The sequence below is a fragment of the Bradyrhizobium vignae genome (assembly GCF_004114425.1).
Lineage (GTDB): Bacteria > Pseudomonadota > Alphaproteobacteria > Rhizobiales > Xanthobacteraceae > Bradyrhizobium > Bradyrhizobium vignae.
In genome coordinates this window covers 43166-62003 of sequence record NZ_RDQF01000024.1, presented here as the reverse complement: position 1 = coordinate 62003, position 18838 = coordinate 43166, and the positions used below count along the sequence as shown (strand labels likewise).

At 65.6% G+C, this 18838-nt stretch carries 15 protein-coding genes; 4 read left to right on the top strand and 11 right to left on the bottom strand.

Translation table 11 applies throughout. The features are described from left to right. Positions 1–120: 120 nt before the first annotated feature. The 4 genes from EAV90_RS21170 to EAV90_RS21155 form a co-directional block, all read right to left on the bottom strand. Complete coding sequence (locus EAV90_RS21170) at positions 121–2202, bottom strand: methyl-accepting chemotaxis protein (RefSeq protein WP_129144575.1); 2082 nt, start codon at positions 2200–2202, stop codon at positions 121–123. Positions 2203–2319: 117 nt separating this feature from the next. Beyond that, positions 2320–3090, bottom strand: coding sequence for an enoyl-CoA hydratase (locus EAV90_RS21165; RefSeq protein ID WP_122405970.1), 771 nt, complete (start codon positions 3088–3090; stop codon positions 2320–2322). Beyond that, entirely contained in the window at positions 3062–3568 is a 507-nt protein-coding gene (locus EAV90_RS21160; protein ID WP_129144605.1) for a MarR family winged helix-turn-helix transcriptional regulator, read from the bottom strand. The genes EAV90_RS21165 and EAV90_RS21160 overlap by 29 nt, the downstream gene beginning before the upstream one ends. Positions 3569–3616: 48 nt before the next feature. After that, positions 3617–4228, bottom strand: coding sequence for a TetR/AcrR family transcriptional regulator (locus EAV90_RS21155; protein ID WP_312016188.1), 612 nt, complete (start codon positions 4226–4228; stop codon positions 3617–3619). Between the two features lie 141 nt (positions 4229–4369). Between EAV90_RS21155 and EAV90_RS21150 the strand changes: the two genes are divergently transcribed. Together EAV90_RS21150 and EAV90_RS21145 are read left to right on the top strand one after the other, a co-directional pair. Next, a complete protein-coding gene (locus EAV90_RS21150) occupies positions 4370–5620 on the top strand; it encodes an HlyD family secretion protein (RefSeq protein ID WP_129144574.1) in 1251 nt (416 codons plus the stop codon). Beyond that, positions 5586–7187: a DHA2 family efflux MFS transporter permease subunit gene (locus EAV90_RS21145; RefSeq protein WP_430644738.1), complete on the top strand. Its 1602-nt coding sequence runs from the start codon at positions 5586–5588 to the stop codon at positions 7185–7187. Before EAV90_RS21150 ends, EAV90_RS21145 begins: the two co-directional genes overlap by 35 nt. 39 nt (positions 7188–7226) lie before the next feature. On the opposite strand, the gene EAV90_RS21140 is transcribed toward EAV90_RS21145, so the two are convergent. From EAV90_RS21140 to EAV90_RS21115, 6 genes are all read right to left on the bottom strand, one after another. After that, a complete protein-coding gene (locus tag EAV90_RS21140; protein ID WP_164937040.1) occupies positions 7227–8888 on the bottom strand; it encodes a tannase/feruloyl esterase family alpha/beta hydrolase in 1662 nt (553 codons plus the stop codon). Positions 8889–8964: 76 nt separating this feature from the next. Further along, positions 8965–10209 (bottom strand): phosphoglycerate dehydrogenase, encoded by a 1245-nt coding sequence (serA, locus tag EAV90_RS21135; RefSeq protein ID WP_129144573.1) that lies wholly within the window; start codon positions 10207–10209, stop codon positions 8965–8967. A gap of 125 nt (positions 10210–10334) precedes the next feature. Continuing rightward, positions 10335–11567: a rhodanese-like domain-containing protein gene (locus EAV90_RS21130; protein ID WP_122405975.1), complete on the bottom strand. Its 1233-nt coding sequence runs from the start codon at positions 11565–11567 to the stop codon at positions 10335–10337. A 71-nt stretch (positions 11568–11638) separates the two neighbouring features. Further along, positions 11639–12832, bottom strand: a complete 1194-nt coding sequence (locus EAV90_RS21125; RefSeq protein WP_129144602.1) for a PepSY-associated TM helix domain-containing protein — start codon at positions 12830–12832, stop codon at positions 11639–11641. A 5-nt stretch (positions 12833–12837) separates the two neighbouring features. Further along, on the bottom strand, positions 12838–15159 hold the full coding sequence (locus EAV90_RS21120; RefSeq protein ID WP_129144572.1) for a TonB-dependent siderophore receptor: 2322 nt from the start codon (positions 15157–15159) through the stop codon (positions 12838–12840). A 181-nt stretch (positions 15160–15340) separates the two neighbouring features. Then, a complete protein-coding gene (locus tag EAV90_RS21115) occupies positions 15341–16225 on the bottom strand; it encodes a dihydrodipicolinate synthase family protein (RefSeq protein WP_164937039.1) in 885 nt (294 codons plus the stop codon). A gap of 177 nt (positions 16226–16402) precedes the next feature. On the opposite strand from EAV90_RS21115, the gene EAV90_RS21110 reads away from it, so the two are divergent. After that, entirely contained in the window at positions 16403–17815 is a 1413-nt protein-coding gene (locus EAV90_RS21110; RefSeq protein ID WP_129144570.1) for an FAD-binding oxidoreductase, read from the top strand. A gap of 7 nt (positions 17816–17822) precedes the next feature. Then, positions 17823–18518, top strand: coding sequence for a GntR family transcriptional regulator (locus tag EAV90_RS21105; protein WP_122405979.1), 696 nt, complete (start codon positions 17823–17825; stop codon positions 18516–18518). A gap of 6 nt (positions 18519–18524) precedes the next feature. Here EAV90_RS21105 and EAV90_RS21100 read toward each other — a convergent pair whose 3' ends face one another. Further along, positions 18525–18809 (bottom strand): hypothetical protein, encoded by a 285-nt coding sequence (locus tag EAV90_RS21100; RefSeq protein WP_129144569.1) that lies wholly within the window; start codon positions 18807–18809, stop codon positions 18525–18527. Positions 18810–18838: the final 29 nt, after the last annotated feature.

Below are 18838 nucleotides of genomic sequence, written 5' to 3'. Positions count from 1 at the left end.
TCTCCATCCCTGATGTGTCTTACGTCCGTCGCCGCGCTCGCGCGGCGTGGCTGACACATCTACCCGTCGCGCGGACCGGCGGCAATGCCCCGCGCGAGACCTGATGAAGAGACGACGAGATTATGCCGTCTTCACGGCTCCCAAGAAGCCTTCGACCGCGACGCGGAGACGATCGGCATCGGCGGACATCTTCTTGACGGAGTCCGACAGCACCGTGCCGGCGTTGCCGGTCTCCTGGTTGAGCCTCGCGACGCTGCCGATGGTGTCGGTGACCTGGCGGGTGCCCTGGGCTGCCTGCTGGAAATTTCGCGAGATCTCGGTGGTGGCCGCGCGCTGCTGCTCGACGGCGGCCGCGATTGCCGTCATCTTCTCGTCGATGCCACTGATGGCGCCGCCGATCGAGCGGATCGCGGTGACGGCCTGGCCGGTGGCCCCCTGGATCTCCTCGACCTGGCGCGAGATCTCTTCGGTCGCTGTGGCCGTCTGGGAGGCGAGGCTCTTGACCTCGCCGGCGACCACGGCGAAGCCGCGGCCGGCCTCGCCTGCTCGCGCAGCTTCAATGGTGGCGTTCAGCGCCAGAAGGTTGGTCTGGGCCGCGATGGCGTTGATCATCTTCACGACCTCGCCGATGCGGCTCGCGGTCTGATCGAGGATCTCGACGATGGCGTTGGTTTGCTCGGCCTGTGCCACGGCCTCGCGGGCCTCGCGTGCGCTCGACTGTACCTGTGCGGAGATCTCCCCGACGGATGCGGAAAGCTCCTCGGTCGCGGCCGCGATGGTCTCGAGGTTGTTGGTGGCTTGCTCGGCCGCGGACGAGACCGCGGCGGTCTGGCTGCTCGATTCCAGGACCAGCGAGCGTACGCCGGTCGCGGTCGCGTCGAGCTCCCGCGTCGAGGCCACGACGCTCTGGATGACCGCCTGCACGGTATCGTCGAAGCTGCGGCAGGCCGCATCGACGGTGCCGGAGCGGGCGAGCTGAAGCGCCTGCTGCGATTCGCGTTCCTGGCCCAGCCGTTCCGCGGTCGCCGCGCTCTCGCGCAGGCTTTCGAGCGCAGCAGCCATGGTGCCGAACTCGTCGGGATGCCGGGATTGCGGAACCGGTGTCGCATAGTCGCGGGCGCTGATGCGCGCGATCGCGTCGAGGATTGCGCGCACCGGCCGCATGAGGCGATTGCGCACCACGAACACGGCGGCCAGGATCACGGCCAGCGCGAGCAGGAACGCGAAAGACTGCACGATGAGATTGGTCAGGGCCTTCGCCTGCACGGCCTCGGCGTGCGCGATCGACAGGTCGAGCGCTTTGCTGGCGATCGCGACGATGGATGCGAAGGGTGACTGGCACAGCGCATTCCACTCCGCAGCGGGCATCGCGGGCTTGCCGCTGCCGTCGAAATTCCTGGTGATCTCTCCCATCTTCTTGAGCGCGCCGTCGGTCTTTGCCCGCGCCTCCTTCGCCGCCTCGACCAGATCTGCGGCCACGTCGGGCGCGGCCAGCAGTTCGTCCATGCCGGTCCAGCCGACGGCAACGGTTCCGTTCCAGCCGGCCACCGTCTGCTTCTGGTTTTCGTCGAGCGGCTTGCTGGTGTTGACGTTCGGCCGCAGCGTCGAGCACGGGATGCCGTAGCGGTCGCGCACCTGCCAGGCGAGCCGGCGGACCTGAATCATGCGGGCGATGAACGGATCGTTAATCCAGGCGCGGTTCGACACCGCGGTGGAGACCAGGTTGGCGGTATCGATCACCTTGGTGATGGAATCGTACCAGATGCTGGTATGCTCCAGCTTGCGCTCGGCGCGCGGCTGCTTCGCCTCGTCGTAGAAAAGCTGGAATTTCGGTGCAGCCTCGCTCCAGCGCTGCTTCAGCGTGCTGGCGAGCTCGTCGCGCCGGGCGAATTCGACCGTCGCGAGCGCAGCGACAATCGCGTCATAGCCGGCGTGTTCGGCCTTATCGGCGGCATCGAGCTTGGCGCGTGGATCGTCCTCGCCGAGCAACGCACTCTGGGCGTCGCCGCGATTGTTGCGCAGCGCGACCACGCCATGGAAGATCGCCTTGTCGGCGGCGGCAAGCCGGGCCGTCTCGAGACTGTCGCTGTAGCGGCCGAATGCTCCGGCCATCTGGATCGCCGTGCTGGTGAGCGCGCCAGCCGCCAGCAGAGCCATCAAGACCAGGAGAAGCGTGCTTACCGATTTCTTAAGAATTGACATGGACCGAAGACCTGCTTGTCGCGAGCAGTCATCTTGCACGGCAACATGCCAAATTTTCGTTAAGGTTTATCTCAAGTGATATGCCTCCCGGAGTTGCCGCCTTTTTAGGCAGCCGGCTCACGCCACCTTCGTGAAGTCCGGCGGCCGGCGCTCGGCAAACGCCGTAAACGCCTCGCGCGCCTCGGCGGTACGCAGGCGCTGCGCGAACTGCTCGCCCTCGGCCTGCATCTGCGCGACCAGTGCCTCGCCGTTGCGCATCAACCGCTTGGTCGCGATGAGGGCACCGGCCGGCTGGCGGGCTAGACGCTGGGCGAGCGCGAGCGCCTCGGCATCGAGCTTGTCGAGCGGCACCACGCGGTTGGCGAGGCCCCATTCCAGCGCCGACTTGGCAGGAACGGCCTCACCGAGCGCGAACATCTCGTAGGCGCGGGCGTAGCCGATGCGTGCCGGCATCAACAGGCTGGACGCGGCCTCCGGCACCAGCGCGAGGCTGACGAACGGCGTCGACAATTGCGCGTCCTCGGCAAGCACGACGAGATCGCAATGCAGCAGCATCGTGGTGCCGACGCCAACGGCACGGCCCTGCACGGCCGCAACCAGCGGCCGCGTGCAGCGGGCCAGCGACTGGATGAAGCGCACGACGTTGCGGCTGCCTTCGGACTTGCCGGCGGCAACTGCGGCGAACTCGCCGACGTCGTTGCCGGCAGTGAACATGTCGCCCTCGCCGCGGATCAGGATCACGCGAGCGGACGGATCGAACTCGGCGGATTCGATTGCATCCGCCAGCTTGCCGTACATCGCATCGGTCAGCGCGTTCTTCTTGTCGGGACGCGCCAGCGTGAGGGTGAGAATTCGGTCGCTATTCTCGATCCGGACATGCTCGGTCATGGCTCTGCTCCTTCCATTCGTCTGAATGTCTTGCTTCTGAAGATCTTGGAAACTTGTCCTGAATGCTGGTCAGCCAGCGCGCGACGATGTCGATCTCCGCAGCCGTGAATCCGTCCGTCAGCGCCGCGTTGACTTCCGCCGCGGCAGCTTTCGCCTGCGCCAGCACGGTCCATCCCTTCGGCGTCAGCCACACGCGAAAGGCGCGTCCGTCCTCGCGATCGGCCCTGCGCTCGACCAGCCTTGCCGCAGCACTGCGATCAACCAGCCCGGAAATCCCGGCCGGCCCCATGTCGAGCGCCGCGCCCGCCTCGCCCATGAGAATGCCATCCTGCTTGCCGAGAATGAACAGCAGCCCGGCCTGCGCCGGCGTCACCTCATTTTGCGGTTGCGCCGCCATCCAGCGCTGCAAACGCCGCTGTGCGACGTTGAGCAGGTAGATCAGCCGGTGATGCCTCGCCTCTGGCGATTTATTTCGCATGCGAAACATATAGTCGAGCTCCGGCGGATTGTCAAAACCTGCCGTCGCTTAGTTGCCCAACGGCCCGCGACAGCCGTCGAGCAGAATTGCGGCGCATACCTTCGCCCGCTTCTCGATCTCCTTGCGCGAGGGCAATGTCAGGTTCGCATAGATCGCAGCACGCTGCGGCGCCGACACCATCATGCCGATCATCATCCCGGCGGCTTCATCGACGTTTTCGAGCGTGATGCGCTTCTTCTTAACTTGATCGCGGAGCCAGCCCGCGAGCGCCGCCGCGGTACGGGAGATGCCGTCCCTGTAGAAATTCGCGGCAAGGTCGGGAAACGTGGCCGACTGCTGCAGCACCATACGCTGCAGCGCCACGACCTCCGGATCGAGCGCGAGATCGGCACAGGCGACAAGCACGGCAGCCAGGCTCGTTTCGATGTCGGCCTGATTGTTGGCGTGAAGATTGACGTCGGAGAGCAACCGGTCGAGCCGATCTGCGCACATCGCCTCGAACAGCGCCGCCTTGCTCGGAAACAGCCGATAGAGAGTCTTGGTGGAGATGCCGGCGCCACGCGCCAGCTCTTCGGTGCTGGTTGCTGCGTAGCCATCGACGGCGAAGGCGTGCCGTGCCGCCTCGATCACGATCCGCTTCGTCTCGTCGTCGCTGCGCACCGGCGGTCGCCCGCGCGGACGGCCTTCTGATGACGGGTTTGCCTGAGCCATGTTTTTAGATGATGCCTGTCATTCCATTGACTCTCCCCAAGCTAGTCCTATTTTGGAAATCGTCAAGTTTCCTAATTCAGGGACCCGGCCATGACCGTGCACACCAACCCGTCCAAGAGTGAAACCATCGTGGTGCCAACCAGCCCGCCCGAAGGCATCCTGCCCGCCGCGCCGGCCCCCGCTCCGCGCCGAAAGCTGAACCTTCGCAAGCTGTTGCTGGCCGGCGTGGCCGCCATCGCGCTCGCCGGCGCGAGCTGGTACGGCTACGACTACTGGACCGTCGGCCGCTTCCTCGTCTCCACCGATGACGCCTATGTGAAGGCCGACAACACCACCATCGCGCCGAAGGTCAGCGGCTATCTCGACCGCGTCCTGGTCGCCGATAACGAGCATGTGAAGGCCGGCCAGATGCTGGCCCGGATCGACGACCGCGACTTCCGCGTCGCGCTTGATCAGGCCAAGGCCGACGTCGCCGCCGCGAACGCGACGGTGACCAGCAAGCAGGCCCAGCTCGATGTTCAGGAAGCGGTGATCGCGGCCGCAAAGGCGACCATCGATGTCGACACCGCCGCGAAGATTTTCGCGCAGCAGGAGAATAAGCGCTACACCGATCTCGCCAGGACCGGTTACGGCAGCGTGCAGAATGCGCAGCAGGCGCAGGCGCGCGATGCCGGCGCGGACGCCGCGATCGCGCGCGACAACGCCAACCTCATCTCCGCACAGAAGCAGGTCGATCTGCTCAAGGCCGAGATCGTGCAAGCCAGGGCCGCCGCCGCGCGCGCAGCCGCAGTCCAGCAACAGGCCGAGCTCAATCTCGGCTACACCACGATCGTCTCGCCGATCGACGGCGTCGTCGGCAATCGCACCTTACGCATCGGCCAGTATGTGCAGGCGGGCACGCAGTTGATGTCGATCGTGCCAGCCACGGGCGCCTATGTGGTCGCCAATTTCAAGGAGACGCAGCTCACCCACGTCCACGCCGGACAGAGCGTCGAGATCGAGGTCGACACGTTCCCGGGCCAGGTCGTGCATGGGCACGTCGATTCCATCGCGCCGGCCAGCGGCCAGGAGTTCGCGCTGCTGCCGCCCGACAACGCCACCGGCAACTTCACCAAGATCGTGCAGCGCATTCCCGTGAAGATCGCGCTGGACGCCGAGACCGCGCCTGCGATCGAGCTGCGGCCCGGCATGTCCGTGATCCCGACGATCGCAACGCGCTCGGCGCCGACCGCTCAGGCGGCAGCGACGCCCAAAGCAAAACCTGTTTCCGGAGGGTCGTGCCATGTCAAACAGCCTCTCAATATCGATGCCAGCACAAGCAATTCCGGCCGCGACGCCTGAGCGCGTCGCTGCCGACCCCAATCGGGCCAGCGCCACGATCTGGATCGCCGTGTTCGCGGCGATGATCGGCGCCTTCATGGCGATCCTGAACATCCAGATCACCAACGCCTCGCTGCTCAACATCGAAGGCGGCATCGGCACCGGCGCCGACAACGGATCCTGGATCTCGACGTCCTACCTGATCGGCGAGATCATCGTCATTCCGCTGACCGACTATCTGTCGCGGGTGTTCTCGTTCCGCAACATCATCCTGGGTTTCGCGAGCCTGTTCGCCGCCTTCTCGGTCGCCTGCGCCTTCACCCACGATCTGCCGTCGATGATCGCGATGCGAGGTCTTCAGGGCTTCTTCGGCGGCGTGCTGATTCCGATGGCTTTCACGCTGGTGTTCACCAAGCTGCCGAAGGGCCAGCAGCCGATCGGTCTTGCCATGTTCTCGCTCGCCGTGACGTTCGCACCCGCGATCGGCCCGACCATCGGCGGCTTTCTCACCGAGAATTACGGCTGGCAGACCATCTTCTTCGTCAACGTGCTGCCGACCGCGGTGATGGTGACCACGCTGTTCTTCGCGCTGGAGCGCCGACCGCTCAACCTCACTCTGCTGCGCGAAGGCGACTGGTTCGGCATCGCCACCATGGCGATCGGCCTCGCTTCGCTGCAGGCCGTGCTGGAGGAAGGCAACAAGGACGACTGGTTCGGCTCACCCTTCATCGTGCGTCTCGCGGTCATTGCCGCGGTCAGCCTGTCGCTGTTCATCGTCAACGAGCTCGTGGTGGAGAAGCCGCTGCTGCGCCTGCGCCTGTTGACGCAGTGGAATTTCGGCATCGGCACGATCGCGGCTGTCTTCCTCGGCTTCGCGTTGTTCGGCTCGGTCTATCTCCTGCCCGCTTATCTCGGTCAGGTGCAGGGCTACAATGCCGAGCAGATCGGCAACGTGCTGGCCTGGACCGGCCTGCCGCAGCTCCTGCTGATTCCGCTGGTGCCGAAGCTGATGCAGCGGTTCGACGGCCGCTATGTCGCCACCGTCGGCCTGCTGCTATTCGCCGCGAGTTCCTTCATGAACATCCAGATGTCGCTCGATTATTCCGGCGATCAGTTCCTGGTGCCCAATATCGTGCGGGCGGTCGGCCAGGCGCTGACGCTGGCGCCGCTCTCGGCGCTCAGCCTCGGCAGCGTCGCGCCGCAGGATGCGGCGGCCGCCTCCGGCATCTCCAACATGATGCGCAACCTCGGCGGCGCCATCGGCACCGCGGTGCTCGCCACCATCGTCACCAAGCGCGAGCAATTCCACTCCAACATCATCGGCCATTCCGTCACGCTCGGCCGCGAGGAGGTCCGCAGCCGCATTGTGCAGATGACGGACTATTTCATGGCCCACGGCGTCCCCGATCCCAATGCCGCACGCGAGCAGGCCATCATCGCGCTCGGCAAGACGGTGAAACGCCAGGCGCTGGTGATGGGCTATTCCGACACCTTTGCGGTGATCGGCGTGGTGCTGGTGCTCGCCGCGATCGCGGTGCTTCTGACGCGGCGGGTAAGGGCGGCGGGTGCCGGTGGTGGCGCGCATTAGGCTTTTCACCTCTCCCCGCTTGCGAGGAGAGGTGAAAACTCACGGCGCGCAGGCAAAACTCGACGCCTCCGTCACCGGGCCGCTCTTGTAGTGCGGCCAGGCCGGCCAGCGGCACAGCGGCAACGAGCGGGTCACCGCAAAGGACGGCGCCTCGACCTTCTGCTCGCTGACTTCGAGGTCGCCGGGCGCCTTGCCGTTCTCGACCCAGTCGACCAGCACGCTCAGCATGTCGACATTGGCCGGCGCGCCGGAGCCGACATGATCGACGCCGGGCGCGGTGTAGAGCCGCGCGAATTCCGCCGTCTCTGCCTTGCCGATCTTGCGCTCGACGCTTTCGAAATAGCGGATGCCGGCATAGGGGCTCTGCGCATAGTCGGCCATGTGCTCGAGCATGATCAGCCGGCCGCCCCGCGCGCGGAAGCGGCTGAGATCGGGATCGGTCGAGTCCATCAGGCTGGAGACCTCGAGCAGCCGCGCCTTGTGGTCCTCCACCTTATAGGTGGTGACATCAAGCTTCGGATCGCGCGCGAAGACATATTGAATGCCGCCGGCGCCGTAGATCCAGGCGATGCCGTTGTTCGGCGCAGGCGGCTGCGCCGGCGGCGCGGTGCCGAGCCACCACGCAACCCAGCCGCCGGTCGGCCCGACCGCCGGCGTGTCCTCGCCCGACACGCCCCAACCCGGATAATCGTCGAGACCATTGGCGAGCACGAACGGAAATTTGTACGTGGCGTGCAGCGTGTTCACCGCCTTGATCTGCGCATCGGTGAGACACTGGTCGCCGCTCTGGCCCGCCGCGCAGCGCAGCGTCTCGACCTTGAATGCCGCCTTGCAGGCGACGGGGTTCTGCACCAGCGCGTCGTCGGAGCCGTCGGCCTTGTCGCAGGCCGCGCGCACCGCATCGGCGACCAGCTTCACCTGCGCCGGATTGATCCAGCCCTCGCCCATGCTGACGAGGCCCGAGCGCGTGCCGGCATGCTGCAGGCCGACCCAGTTGATGACGGGCACGCGGGCGAAGATGCCGTCGAAATCGTCGGGATAACGCTGCGCCATGGTGAGGCCTTCGCGGCCGCCTTCGGACGAGCCCATGAAGTACATCTTCTCCGGCTTCTTGCCGTAAGCGCGCTGCATCAGCGCGACGGCTGCATCGCGCACCTTCTTGTAGGCGCGATGGGCGAAGTTCTCGAAAGCCTCGTCGTTCAGCGCGAACAGCTGCGGCGGCTCGCCCGGCCTGGATTCGTGGCCGGAGTCCGTGCCGTAGGTGACGAAGCCGCGCGCGAGCGGCGATGGCTTGTCGAAGGGATAGGCCGGCGGCAGCGCGAGGCCCGTGATCAGCACACCGTTGAAGCCGCCGCCGCCATATTGCAGCGAGCGGCCGTTCCATTCGACGGGAAGGTTGACCTGGAATTTGACCGGCGGCGTCTTGGGATCAACGGGGTCGATATGGCCAAGCACCTTGCAAAAGGCTGGATTGACGGGCGTGATGCGCCCGGACGGGGTCGGCCCACGTTCGGCGACGGCGAGCTGCGAGGGTGCCTGCAACGCTGCGGAATCGATCTTCACGGCGTCAGTGCCGCCATTGAGCCCCTTGCAGACGGTCTCCGCGTCCTCAGGCAATGTCGCGGCGAGCGCGGCGTTCGCGCTCAGCGCAGCTGCCGTCCCCACGAGCCATGCGCACAGCTTCGCCCTCGTCAGAGTCATCGTTTCCACCCAGCTGTTGTTCGATCTGTCAGGAGACCACATTGAATGCGACCTCCCGAGGGCCGTCAACAAGCCTCTAGTGCTCGAACACCAGCCGCGCGCCGACGGTGCCGTCGAGGGCGCGGATCTGCTGGAGGAGCTCGCCGGAGTCCTGACCACCGAGATCGGCGTCGAGCACGACATAGCCGAGGTCGCCGGCGGTCTCCAGATACTGCGCGGCGATATTGATGTCGCGCTGGAGGAAAACCTCGTTCAGCCGCCGCAGCATGCCCGGCACGTTGCGATGGACATGGCTGAAGCGCGCGCCGGAGGGACGAAGATGCAACTGCACTTCGGGGAAGTTCACCGCGCCCATGGTCGAGCCGGTGATGAAATAGTCGACCAGCTTGCGCGCCACCTCGCCGCCGATCCGCTCCTGCGCCTCTTCGGTCGAGCCGCCGATATGCGGCGTGAGGATGACGTTCTCCAGACCCTGCACCGGGCTCTTGAAGCGTTCGGCGTTCGACGAGGGCTCGACCGGAAACACATCGATTGCCGCACCGGCAAGATGGCCGTCGCGCAAGGCACGCGCGAGCGCGTCGAGATCGACCACAGTGCCGCGGCTGTTGTTGATCAGGAACGAGCCCGGTTTCATCGCCCGCAGCTCCTTCTCTCCTATCATGCCTGCAGTCTCCGGCGTCTCCGGCACGTGCAGGCTGACGATGTCGCTCTGCGCCAGCAACTCCTCCAGCCTCTCGACCGGCTCGGTGTTGCCGTGACGAAGCTTGTCGGTGCGGTCGAAATAGATCACACGCATGCCCATGGCTTCGGCCAGGGTCGAAAGCTGCGAGCCGATATTGCCGTAGCCGACAATGCCGAGCGTGCGGCCGCGCACCTCGCGGCTGCCGGTCGCCGACTTGTCCCAGCCGCCCGCATGGGCTGACACTGAGCGCGGAAAGATCCGCCGCAGCAGCATCACGATCTCGCCGATCACGAGCTCGGCGACGCTGCGCGTGTTGGAGAACGGCGCGTTGAACACCGGAATACCGCGCTTGCGCGCCGCCGAGAGATCGACCTGGTTGGTGCCGACGCTGAAGCAGCCGACCGCGAGAAGCTGGTCGGCGGCGGCGAGCACCTCATCGGTGATCTGGGTGCGCGAGCGGATGCCGAGCAGCGACACGCCCTTGAGCGTGCGCCGCAGGTCCTCGCCGTCCAGCGCCTTGGTCAGCCGCTCGACATTGCTGAAGCCCGCGCTCCGGAACAGGTCCACGGCGCTGTCATTGACGCCTTCGAGCAGCAGCGCCTTGGCGCTTCGCTCAGGGCTTTGGCCTGGGGCTGGCATGGAATCTCCGTAAATAGCAGCTTTGCCGCAGCTCATAGACCGCGGGCGGTGCGCAGCACAATAGGGCTTGGACACGGGGAGAAGATGGCGAGGCGATGGGTGGGCTTGGCATCCCACCGACTCGGTCAAATCACGTAGAACCCGTGCGTGCCGTCGCGGCGGAGCTGCTCGACGAGGCCGTATTCCCAGTCGAGATAGGCCTGCATCGCAGCTTCGGCAACATCAGTGCCTTCGTAGGGGCGGCGGTAGCGGTGTGCCGGATCCGGCTTTGGCAAGAGTTGCGGCGGGCCGACCTCGAGCGCACCGTCATAGCCGCCTTCGAGCACATAGACTTCCCAGCCCATCTGCGCCAGCCAGGACGCCGTCATGTCGGCGCGGACGCATCTGTCGTCGGTCAGGAGGATGCGCGCACCGCGCACGGGCGCGGCCATGTCGGTTTCCTGGACGAGCTGGCCACCGGGATAATGGCGGAAGCCGGGGAGATGGCCGGCTGCATATTCCTCGGCATCGCGTACGTCGAAGCGATACAGCGTACGATGAGTCTGCGCGGCAAGCGCCGACATCTCGTTCGCTCCGATGTGGCGGACACCGGCGCGATAAGCGACATCGCGGGCATTGGCCGGGCCACCCTCGAACGGACCGATTGCGCCTCGCCTGTCGGCGCCGTGATCGAGAGCATGGCGCGCCAGCGTCCAGCCGATGGTGCCGTTGCGCAGCGCGCGGACCCTGTTGGGCACGCCGGCATTGATCAGCGACTGGGTGCCGATGATCGAGCGGGTGCGGCCGGCACAGTTGACGATGATCGTCGTCTCGGGATCGGGTGCGGCTCGTCCTGCCCGGAGCACCAGCTCCGCGCCGGGCACGCTGACCGAGCCCGGGATGTTCATGGTCGCATATTCGTCGAAACGGCGGACGTCAAGGATGGCGATGTTGGCCTTGTCGGCGATGAGCTTTGCGACCTCGTCGGCGCTCAGCGAGGGCGTGTGGCGGCGCGACTCCACCAGTTCGCCGAACGCTTTCGAGTAGGAATTGACGTCCTCGAACAGCTCAAAGCCCGCAGCGCGCCAGGCCGTCAGCCCGCCGTCGAGTGTGCTGATATTGGTGTAGCCGAGCGCCGCCAGGCGCTCGACTCCGGTCGCGACCAGCCCCTCCCCGTCATCATAGAGCACGATCGGCACATCCTTGCGCGGCAGCCGCACCTGCGCCTCGACCGCGATCCGGTCCGCCGCCATGTTGGCGGCGAACAGCGGATGGCCGGTCGCGAAGGCCGCCTCGCATCTGAGATCGAGCAGCGCGATCTCTTCGCGCAGGAGCAGTACGCGGCGGATATCGGCGGGAGTGACGGTCGGAAGCTTCATGGCGTGGACCCTGGGAAGGACAGGCCATGGGCTTTTGAACGATTGAGAGCGCGTTGGCTAGCCTTGCCGGCTCATTCGCCGGGAACGAGGCGCCCAAGCGGACGCTGTGCCGGGCGCCGCAGCTTGCGGCGCGACAGATAGAGCAGGATGCCCGTGACCGAGAACAGCGGCATCAAGACTGCCGCAATCATGAAAACGAGCTTGCCCGGCCACCCCAGGATCGCGCCGCGATGGATGTCGTAGATCGCCGCGATGATCTTCTCGCCGAACCTCTTGTCGTCGTAGCGCTCGGCGGAGACCAGCTGCCCGGCAGCCGCATCGATGCGAAATTCGTCACGCGTGGCCTCGAGCGTGCGGTCCTTCCCCCACGACCGGATCCGAATCACGGTGCCTGGGCCGGCCGGCAGCGTCAGCAAGGCCCTGGAGAAGCGGTCCCCCTCCTCGCGCTGGAACGTCGTCCATGCCCGATCGAATCCGATCGGCTGAGCCGGCTCGGAACGGTCGGCCCCACGCGGCGGTTTTGGTGGCATCTTGGGCGGCATCTTCGCAGCAGCAACCTGCGGACGCGACAACAGCCAGGTGAGCCCATCCTTGTACCATTCGAAGGAGAACCACAGCCCGGTGAGCGTCATCACCAGATAGACCGGAAGAACCCAGGTGCCGATCACCGCATGAAGCGAGCGGTGCAAGCCGCGGCCGCTGAGCCCGAGATTCGGCTTCAGCCACGTCTTGACGCTGCCCGCGCGACGCGGCCAGCGCAGCACGAGACCCGAAATCAGCATGATGACCAGACCGAGCGCGACGGTGCCGGTGATCGGGCGCCCCCAGCCCCTGGCGTCACCGGGGATCAGCAGCCAGCGGTGCAGCCTGCGCACGGTCGCGAAGAACGCCTCGCCACGTGGCAGGCCCAGCACGCGCGCGTCGTAGGGATCGACATAGAGCGAGGCCGGCCGGCCGCCGTGCTCGTCGCGCGCGAAGCGGACATGGACGGCCGCCGCCGGATCGCTCGACAGCGTGACGGCCGAGACCTTGCCGACGTCTTGCGCTGCCTTCAGTCGCGCGATCAGGTCATCAGGCGTCAGCGGCGGCATCTCGCGCGGTATGACGCGCATGATGTCGGCGTTCAGATGATCGACGATCTCGTCCTCGAAACTCATGATCGCGCCGGTCAGCGCGATCAGGGCGAGCAGCAGCGCGAGCACGAGCCCCGCGATGGAATGGACCTGGAGCAGGACCGCCTTGATCGTGTGCCCACGCAGCCGCATCATCGCTAGAACTTCACAGTTGCCGACAGCGATACGCGTCTTGCATCGCCGATGGCGACGCCCAGATTGTTCTGAGCGGAGGCATAGTAGACGGTGTCGAACAGGTTCTTGACGTTGAGCTGATAGATGACCGGCAGTGCCTGGTGCTTCGTCTCATAAGTCGCGAAGATATCCGCGAGGACATAGGACGGCAGCACGAACGTGTTCGACGCATCGCCAGGCCGGTCGCCGAGATAGCGCGCGCCGCCGCCGAGCCTGAGCTGGCCAGGAAACACCGTGCCAAGATCGTAGACCAGATAGAGCGAAGCCGTGTTCATCGCAACGTTCTGCAACTGCTTGCCCGCATAGGTCGGATCCTCGGTCACACGCGCATCGGTGTAACCATAGCTTCCGATCATGCTCCAATCGTCGGAGAGCCGGCCGGTGACGTCGATCTCGAGGCCGCGCGAACGGACCTTGCCGGCCGCGGTGTACACGTTGAGACCGGCTACGGTGTTGAGCTGGCTGACCAGCACGTTCTGCTTCTCGATGTCGTAGACTGCGACCGTACCCGAGAGGCGCTTGTTGAGATCGAACTTGAGTCCGGTCTCGTACTGCGTGCCCTCTTCGGGCGCGATGTTCGATCCGAGCACGACGCCACCGCCATTGCTCAATGGAGCAATGGTCGAGTTCGGCTTCAGCGACTGGGTGTAGCTCGCGTAAAGCGAGATCTGTTCGGTGAGCTTGAAGATCGCGCCGCCGAGCGGGAGCACCGCATCCGCCGAAACGTTGGTGTTGGTCTTGAACGGCTTTCCGCGCCCGGCGAGCTGATCATAATCCATGTAGCGCACGCCGCCGACCAGCGCGAAACGCTCGGTCAAATTCAACGTGTCCTGGAAGAACAACGACCACTGGCCGAGCTTGTCGGTCTGGGCGCTGTCGCTATTCGAAACCGTCGTGCCCGGCCCGATCAGACCGTAGACCGGGTTGTAGACATTGAACGACGGGGCCGCCTGCCGGATCAGATTATCGCGGTAGATCGTGCGATACTGGCCGTCGCCGCCGAACAGCACCTCGTTGCGCATGTCGCCGAGCCAGAAGCCGCCCGAGATGTAGGATGTGCCGTAGCTCGAATTGCTGAGCGAACCCTGCGTGCCGTCATTGCTGCGCGTTTCGACGCCGGTCTTCGCGTTGACGCCGGTGACGCGGAGCTGGTTGGCGCTGAAGGTCTCGGTGTTGTAGCTGTAGCCGGCAAAAAGCTTCCAGTCCTGATTGAGGCGATGCTCGATGGAGGCCTGAATCAGGTCGGACGTCCCCCACATGTTGTTGTAGGGCTCGTCCAGCCGGCGCGTCGCCGGGATCGCCAGCGGCGCGCCGTTGACGAAGGCCGTGCCGCGGTCGAACGGAGTGATGAACTCGCGATGCTCGTAGTTGAGCTGCACCGTGGTATTCTGGCCGTACCACGCGAGCGACGGTGCAATCAGCATCTCGCGATGGCGGCCGAAATTGCGCCAGTAATCCTCGCTGACGCCATAGCCGATGAAGCGGTAGGCAAGACCCTGATCGCCGATCGGGCCGGTGACGTCGAGCAGGCCGTCGGCGCCGGTTTTGGACGAATTGTAGGCTGAGCCGAGCAGTGTGACGGAGCCGTGCTGATAGAGTTCGGGGCGCTTGCTGATGGTGTTGACGATGCCGCCGGGATCCATGATGCCGTAGAGCAGCGAGGCCGGCCCCTTCAGCACTTCGACGCTCTCGACTGCTGGATTGAGACTGCGGCCCTGCACCAGCGGCATGCCGTTGCGCATGATCGAGCCGTCGCGATTGTCGCCGAAGCCGCGGCGGATCACGGCGTCCTGTGTGCCGGCGAGCGTGTTGGTCTGGGTGATGCCCGAGACGTTGATGAGCGCATCGTCGATGTTGCGCGGCAGCTGGTCCTTCAGCACCTGCTCGGGCACGACGTTGACGGCCTGCGAGGTGTCGAGCGGCGAGGCGCCGCTGCGCAGCGTGGTCGCGCTCGGCATCGCGCGGTAGCCGAGCTTTGCGGCCTGCTGTGCGGCGGCCTCCGCGGCGGCACGCTCCGAGGGCGTCGGCGCTGCGGGGGCGGGATTATGATTGGGCTGGCGCGCGGCTTGCGTGCGGCGTGAAGACTGATCCGATGCGCGCGCTGACTTCGGCCGCTGTGCCGGCGCGTCCACGGTCACCGGCGGCAGAGCTGATTGCGCCTGCGCGGTCGTCGGGGTGGAGGGGCATTCGGCGAGCAGCACCGCTGCTCCGATGAGAAGACCTGCACGGCTCTTGCCGGCACGAATTCGATGGCCGCTGTCGCGACCACCCAGATGAGCACGCACGTTCGATTCACTTCCAGGTCAGACACCGCATTGAAGCTCGCGCGTCTAACAGCCGCCATGCGTGAAGAGAACCGTGAGCGGACTTGAATCGCTCTAGTGTTGAATCGTTCTAAGAATAGGCGGCGCTGAATGGCAATCGCCAATCGCCGTCACGCCGAGAGCAGCGCGATCTTGCGCAGGCTCACGCGAGCGCAGGCGCGATCAACGCGTCGAGCTTCTGCTTGAACGCAGTGCCGTCGGACAACGCGCGGAGCGGCGGGCGCACGCGCAACCAGCCCCTATCGCCGGTCTGCACGGCGAGGATCGCCTTCAACGTCGCGACCAGAGACGGCGTCTTCACCACGACGTCGATCGCCGCCTGCATGCGCGCCTCGACATCCCTGCCATCGAGCATGCCCTTGACCAGCTCCGGCACGACATTGGCCATGCCGCAAATGGTGCCGGCGCCGCCCGCGGCGATCGCGCGGGCGATGTCGGCTTCGTTGCCGACGGTGATGGCGAGCTCGGGCGCGGCATTGCGGAACGCCTGGAACTGTTTGAAGTCGCCGCTGGAGTCTTTCAGGCCGGCGACAATCTTGCCGTAGCGCCGGCGCAGGCTGGCGGCAACTGTCGTCGGGATCGCGACGCCCGAGACCTGCGGGATGTGATAGAGCGAGGCGCGCAGCCGGTCGTCGGCGACACCATCGATGATCGCGGCAAAGGCATCCTCAATGCCTTCAGGCGTGACGTTGCGGTCGAAATAGGGCGGCAGCAGCAGCACGTGACGCAGGCCGAGGCCGAGCACGGCGCGCGTGAGTGCGATGCTGTCGGTGATGGCGGGGAAGCCGCCGCCGATTCCGATGCGCTCCGGCGCGACGCCGGCCTTGAGCATGGCTTCGATGGTTGCGACGCGTTCGCTGGCGTTGAATGAGGTGCCTTCGCCGGTGGTGCCGAACAGGACGACGCCTTCGACGCCCTTGCTGAAGAGGTGCTTGGCATGGCCGGCGAGCCGGGCGTGATCCACACTGCCATCGGCCGCCAGCGGCGTCGCCGACGCCACCCAGAACCCGCGAATTGCCTCCGTCATCACACCGCCCTTTGCTGCCGCCCCGAACTAAGCCGCTGATCCCCAATGATCTTCCGCGCTTCCGAAGCCCTGTTTTTACTTTACTTTTGATCTTGTACCTTACATACAAGGCGGGTGCAAACCCTTTCCACCGTCACGGCGCGCATGAGGCGCAGCCGAATCCAGAGGAGGTCTCGCATGAACATGGTGACCCCCATTGAAGGCCCTGACCAAGTGTTCGGCGCGTTGCGCGACAGGCTCGGCGCGGCCGCGGTACTGACCGGCAGCGAGGTGCCGGCGCGCAATTGCAACGACTGGAGCGCGAGCCTGCCGCAAACCCCGCTTGCGGTGATCCGGCCGCTCGATGCGCAGGGCGTTGCCGATGCCATCGCGACCTGCCGGCAGGCGCGGCTCCCCTTCGTGCCGCAGGGCGGACTGACCGGCCTATGCCGCGGCGCCTCGCCCGAAGCGGGCTGGGTCGCGATCTCGCTGGAGCGCATGACCGGCATCGAGGAGATCGATCGCGCCTCCGCGACGATGACCGTGAAGGCAGGCACGCCGCTGGAGACGATCCAGAAGGCTGCGGACGAGGCCGGCTTCTTCTTTCCGCTCGATCTCGGCTCGCGCGGCTCGTGTGCGATCGGTGGCAATCTCTCGACCAATGCCGGCGGCAACCGCGTGATCCGCTACGGCATGACGCGCGAGCTGGTGCTTGGCCTGGAAGTGGTGCTGCCTGACGGCACCATCATCACCAATCTCAACAAGCTGATGAAGAACAACGCCGGTTACGATTTGAAGCATCTCTTCATCGGCTCGGAAGGCACGCTCGGCATCGTCACCCGTGTGGTGCTCAAGCTGTTTCCGAAGCCGCGTTCGACCATGGCCGCGCTCTGCGCGCTGAAGGATTATGCCGCGGTGATCGCGCTGCTGGATGCCGCGCGCTCGGGGCTCGGCCCGCTGCTGTCGGCCTTCGAGGTGATGTGGCCGGACTATTGGGACGTGATCACGATGCGCGCCGGCGTGAAGCCGCCGGTCGCAGCAGGTCACGGCCTTTACGTGCTGGTGGAAGCGCAGGGCACCGACGAGAGCATCGATGCGCCGCGCTTCCAAAGCTGGCTCGAAGAACTGATGGAGCGCGGGCTGCTCGCCGACGCCGCTGTCGCGCAATCGCTGGCGCAGACGCAAGCCTTCTGGCGCGTGCGCGACATCTGCGCGGAATTCGGCCAGGTGCTGGGCCCGCACATCTCCTACGACATCGGCCTTGCGGTCAAGCGCATGGACGAGTTCGTCACGCGCTGCAAGGCCGCGCTCGCGGACGGCATCAATGGCTGCGAGAGCGTCTATTACGGCCATATCGGCGACGGCAATCTGCATCTCGTCTCCTGGGTCACCGGCCTCTCCGTCGCGCAGCAGCCGAAGGAGGAGATGGACGCGATCATCTACGGTCTGGTGCGCGAGATGGGTGGCAGCGTCTCCGCCGAGCACGGCATCGGCACGCTGAAGAAGCAGTGGCTGGGCCATGCCAGGAGCGAGGCCGAGATCGCGCTGATGCGCACCCTGAAGGCTGCGCTCGATCCCGATCACCTGCTCAATCCCGGCAAGGTGATCTGAGGGCACCATGCGATCGCTCAAGCTCGATACGCCGAAATCGCTGGCGCTGCGCGTGATGCAGCGGCTGCGCCAGGCCATCATCGATGGCGAGTTCGCGCTCGGCGCCGCCATCTCCGAGGAGATGGTGGCAAGTTCCTTCGGCGTCAGCCGCACGCCGGTGCGCGAGGCGATGGGACAGTTGCAGGCGCAAGGCCTCGTCGTGATCCGGCCGCAGGTCGGCAGCTTCGTGTTCACGCCGAGCGCCGAGGACATCAATGCGCTCTGCACCTTCCGCATCGCGCTGGAGCCCAAGGCGGCCGAGCTCGCCTTCCGCCACGACCGCGACGGTACGATTGCGGCGATGAGCGCAGCGATCGCGGCGATGGAGCCCGCGGTCACGGCGAAGGACAACATCGCCTATGGCCGCGCCGATGCCGCCTTCCACGAGGCGCTGTTCGCCCATTGCGGCAACCGCTATCTCGCCGAATCCTATCAGCTCGTCTCTGGCCGCGTCGCCGCGCTCCGCACCAATTTGACCTCACCGATCGACGTGCGCACCCGCACGTCCTTCGACGAGCATCGCAAGCTGCTCGATTTGTTCGCACGCGGCGAATTCGCCGCCTTCGAAGACCTGATGACGACGCATATCACCAATTCGGGCGTGGTCTATGCCAAGGCATTGAAAGTAGAGGCGCTGAAGGTAGAGGCGCTGAAGGTCGGTTAAGCGCCACTACGTCCCATCCTTCGGTCCCGGCCTGTCCAGGAAATCCAGCGCGGTGTTGATCTGTTCGAGTTGATGCTCGATCCTGTCGCGGTCCTCGACGGCTTGCGCCTTCTCGAGTTCCTCAACGAGCTTCTGTTTCCGCGTCAGCAAGTTCTCTATGACCGTGCTCACAATTCCCCCATCGCCAGAGGCGATGTCACGAACGCCGAGATTGAGGGCGCACGCGACCCGGGCTCGTTTCGAACCCTCAAGCAGAATGTTCGCAGGCGCGGTTGGTTCCTCGGACCGCATCGGTCCGTCGCGTTGCGACCGGAACCCCT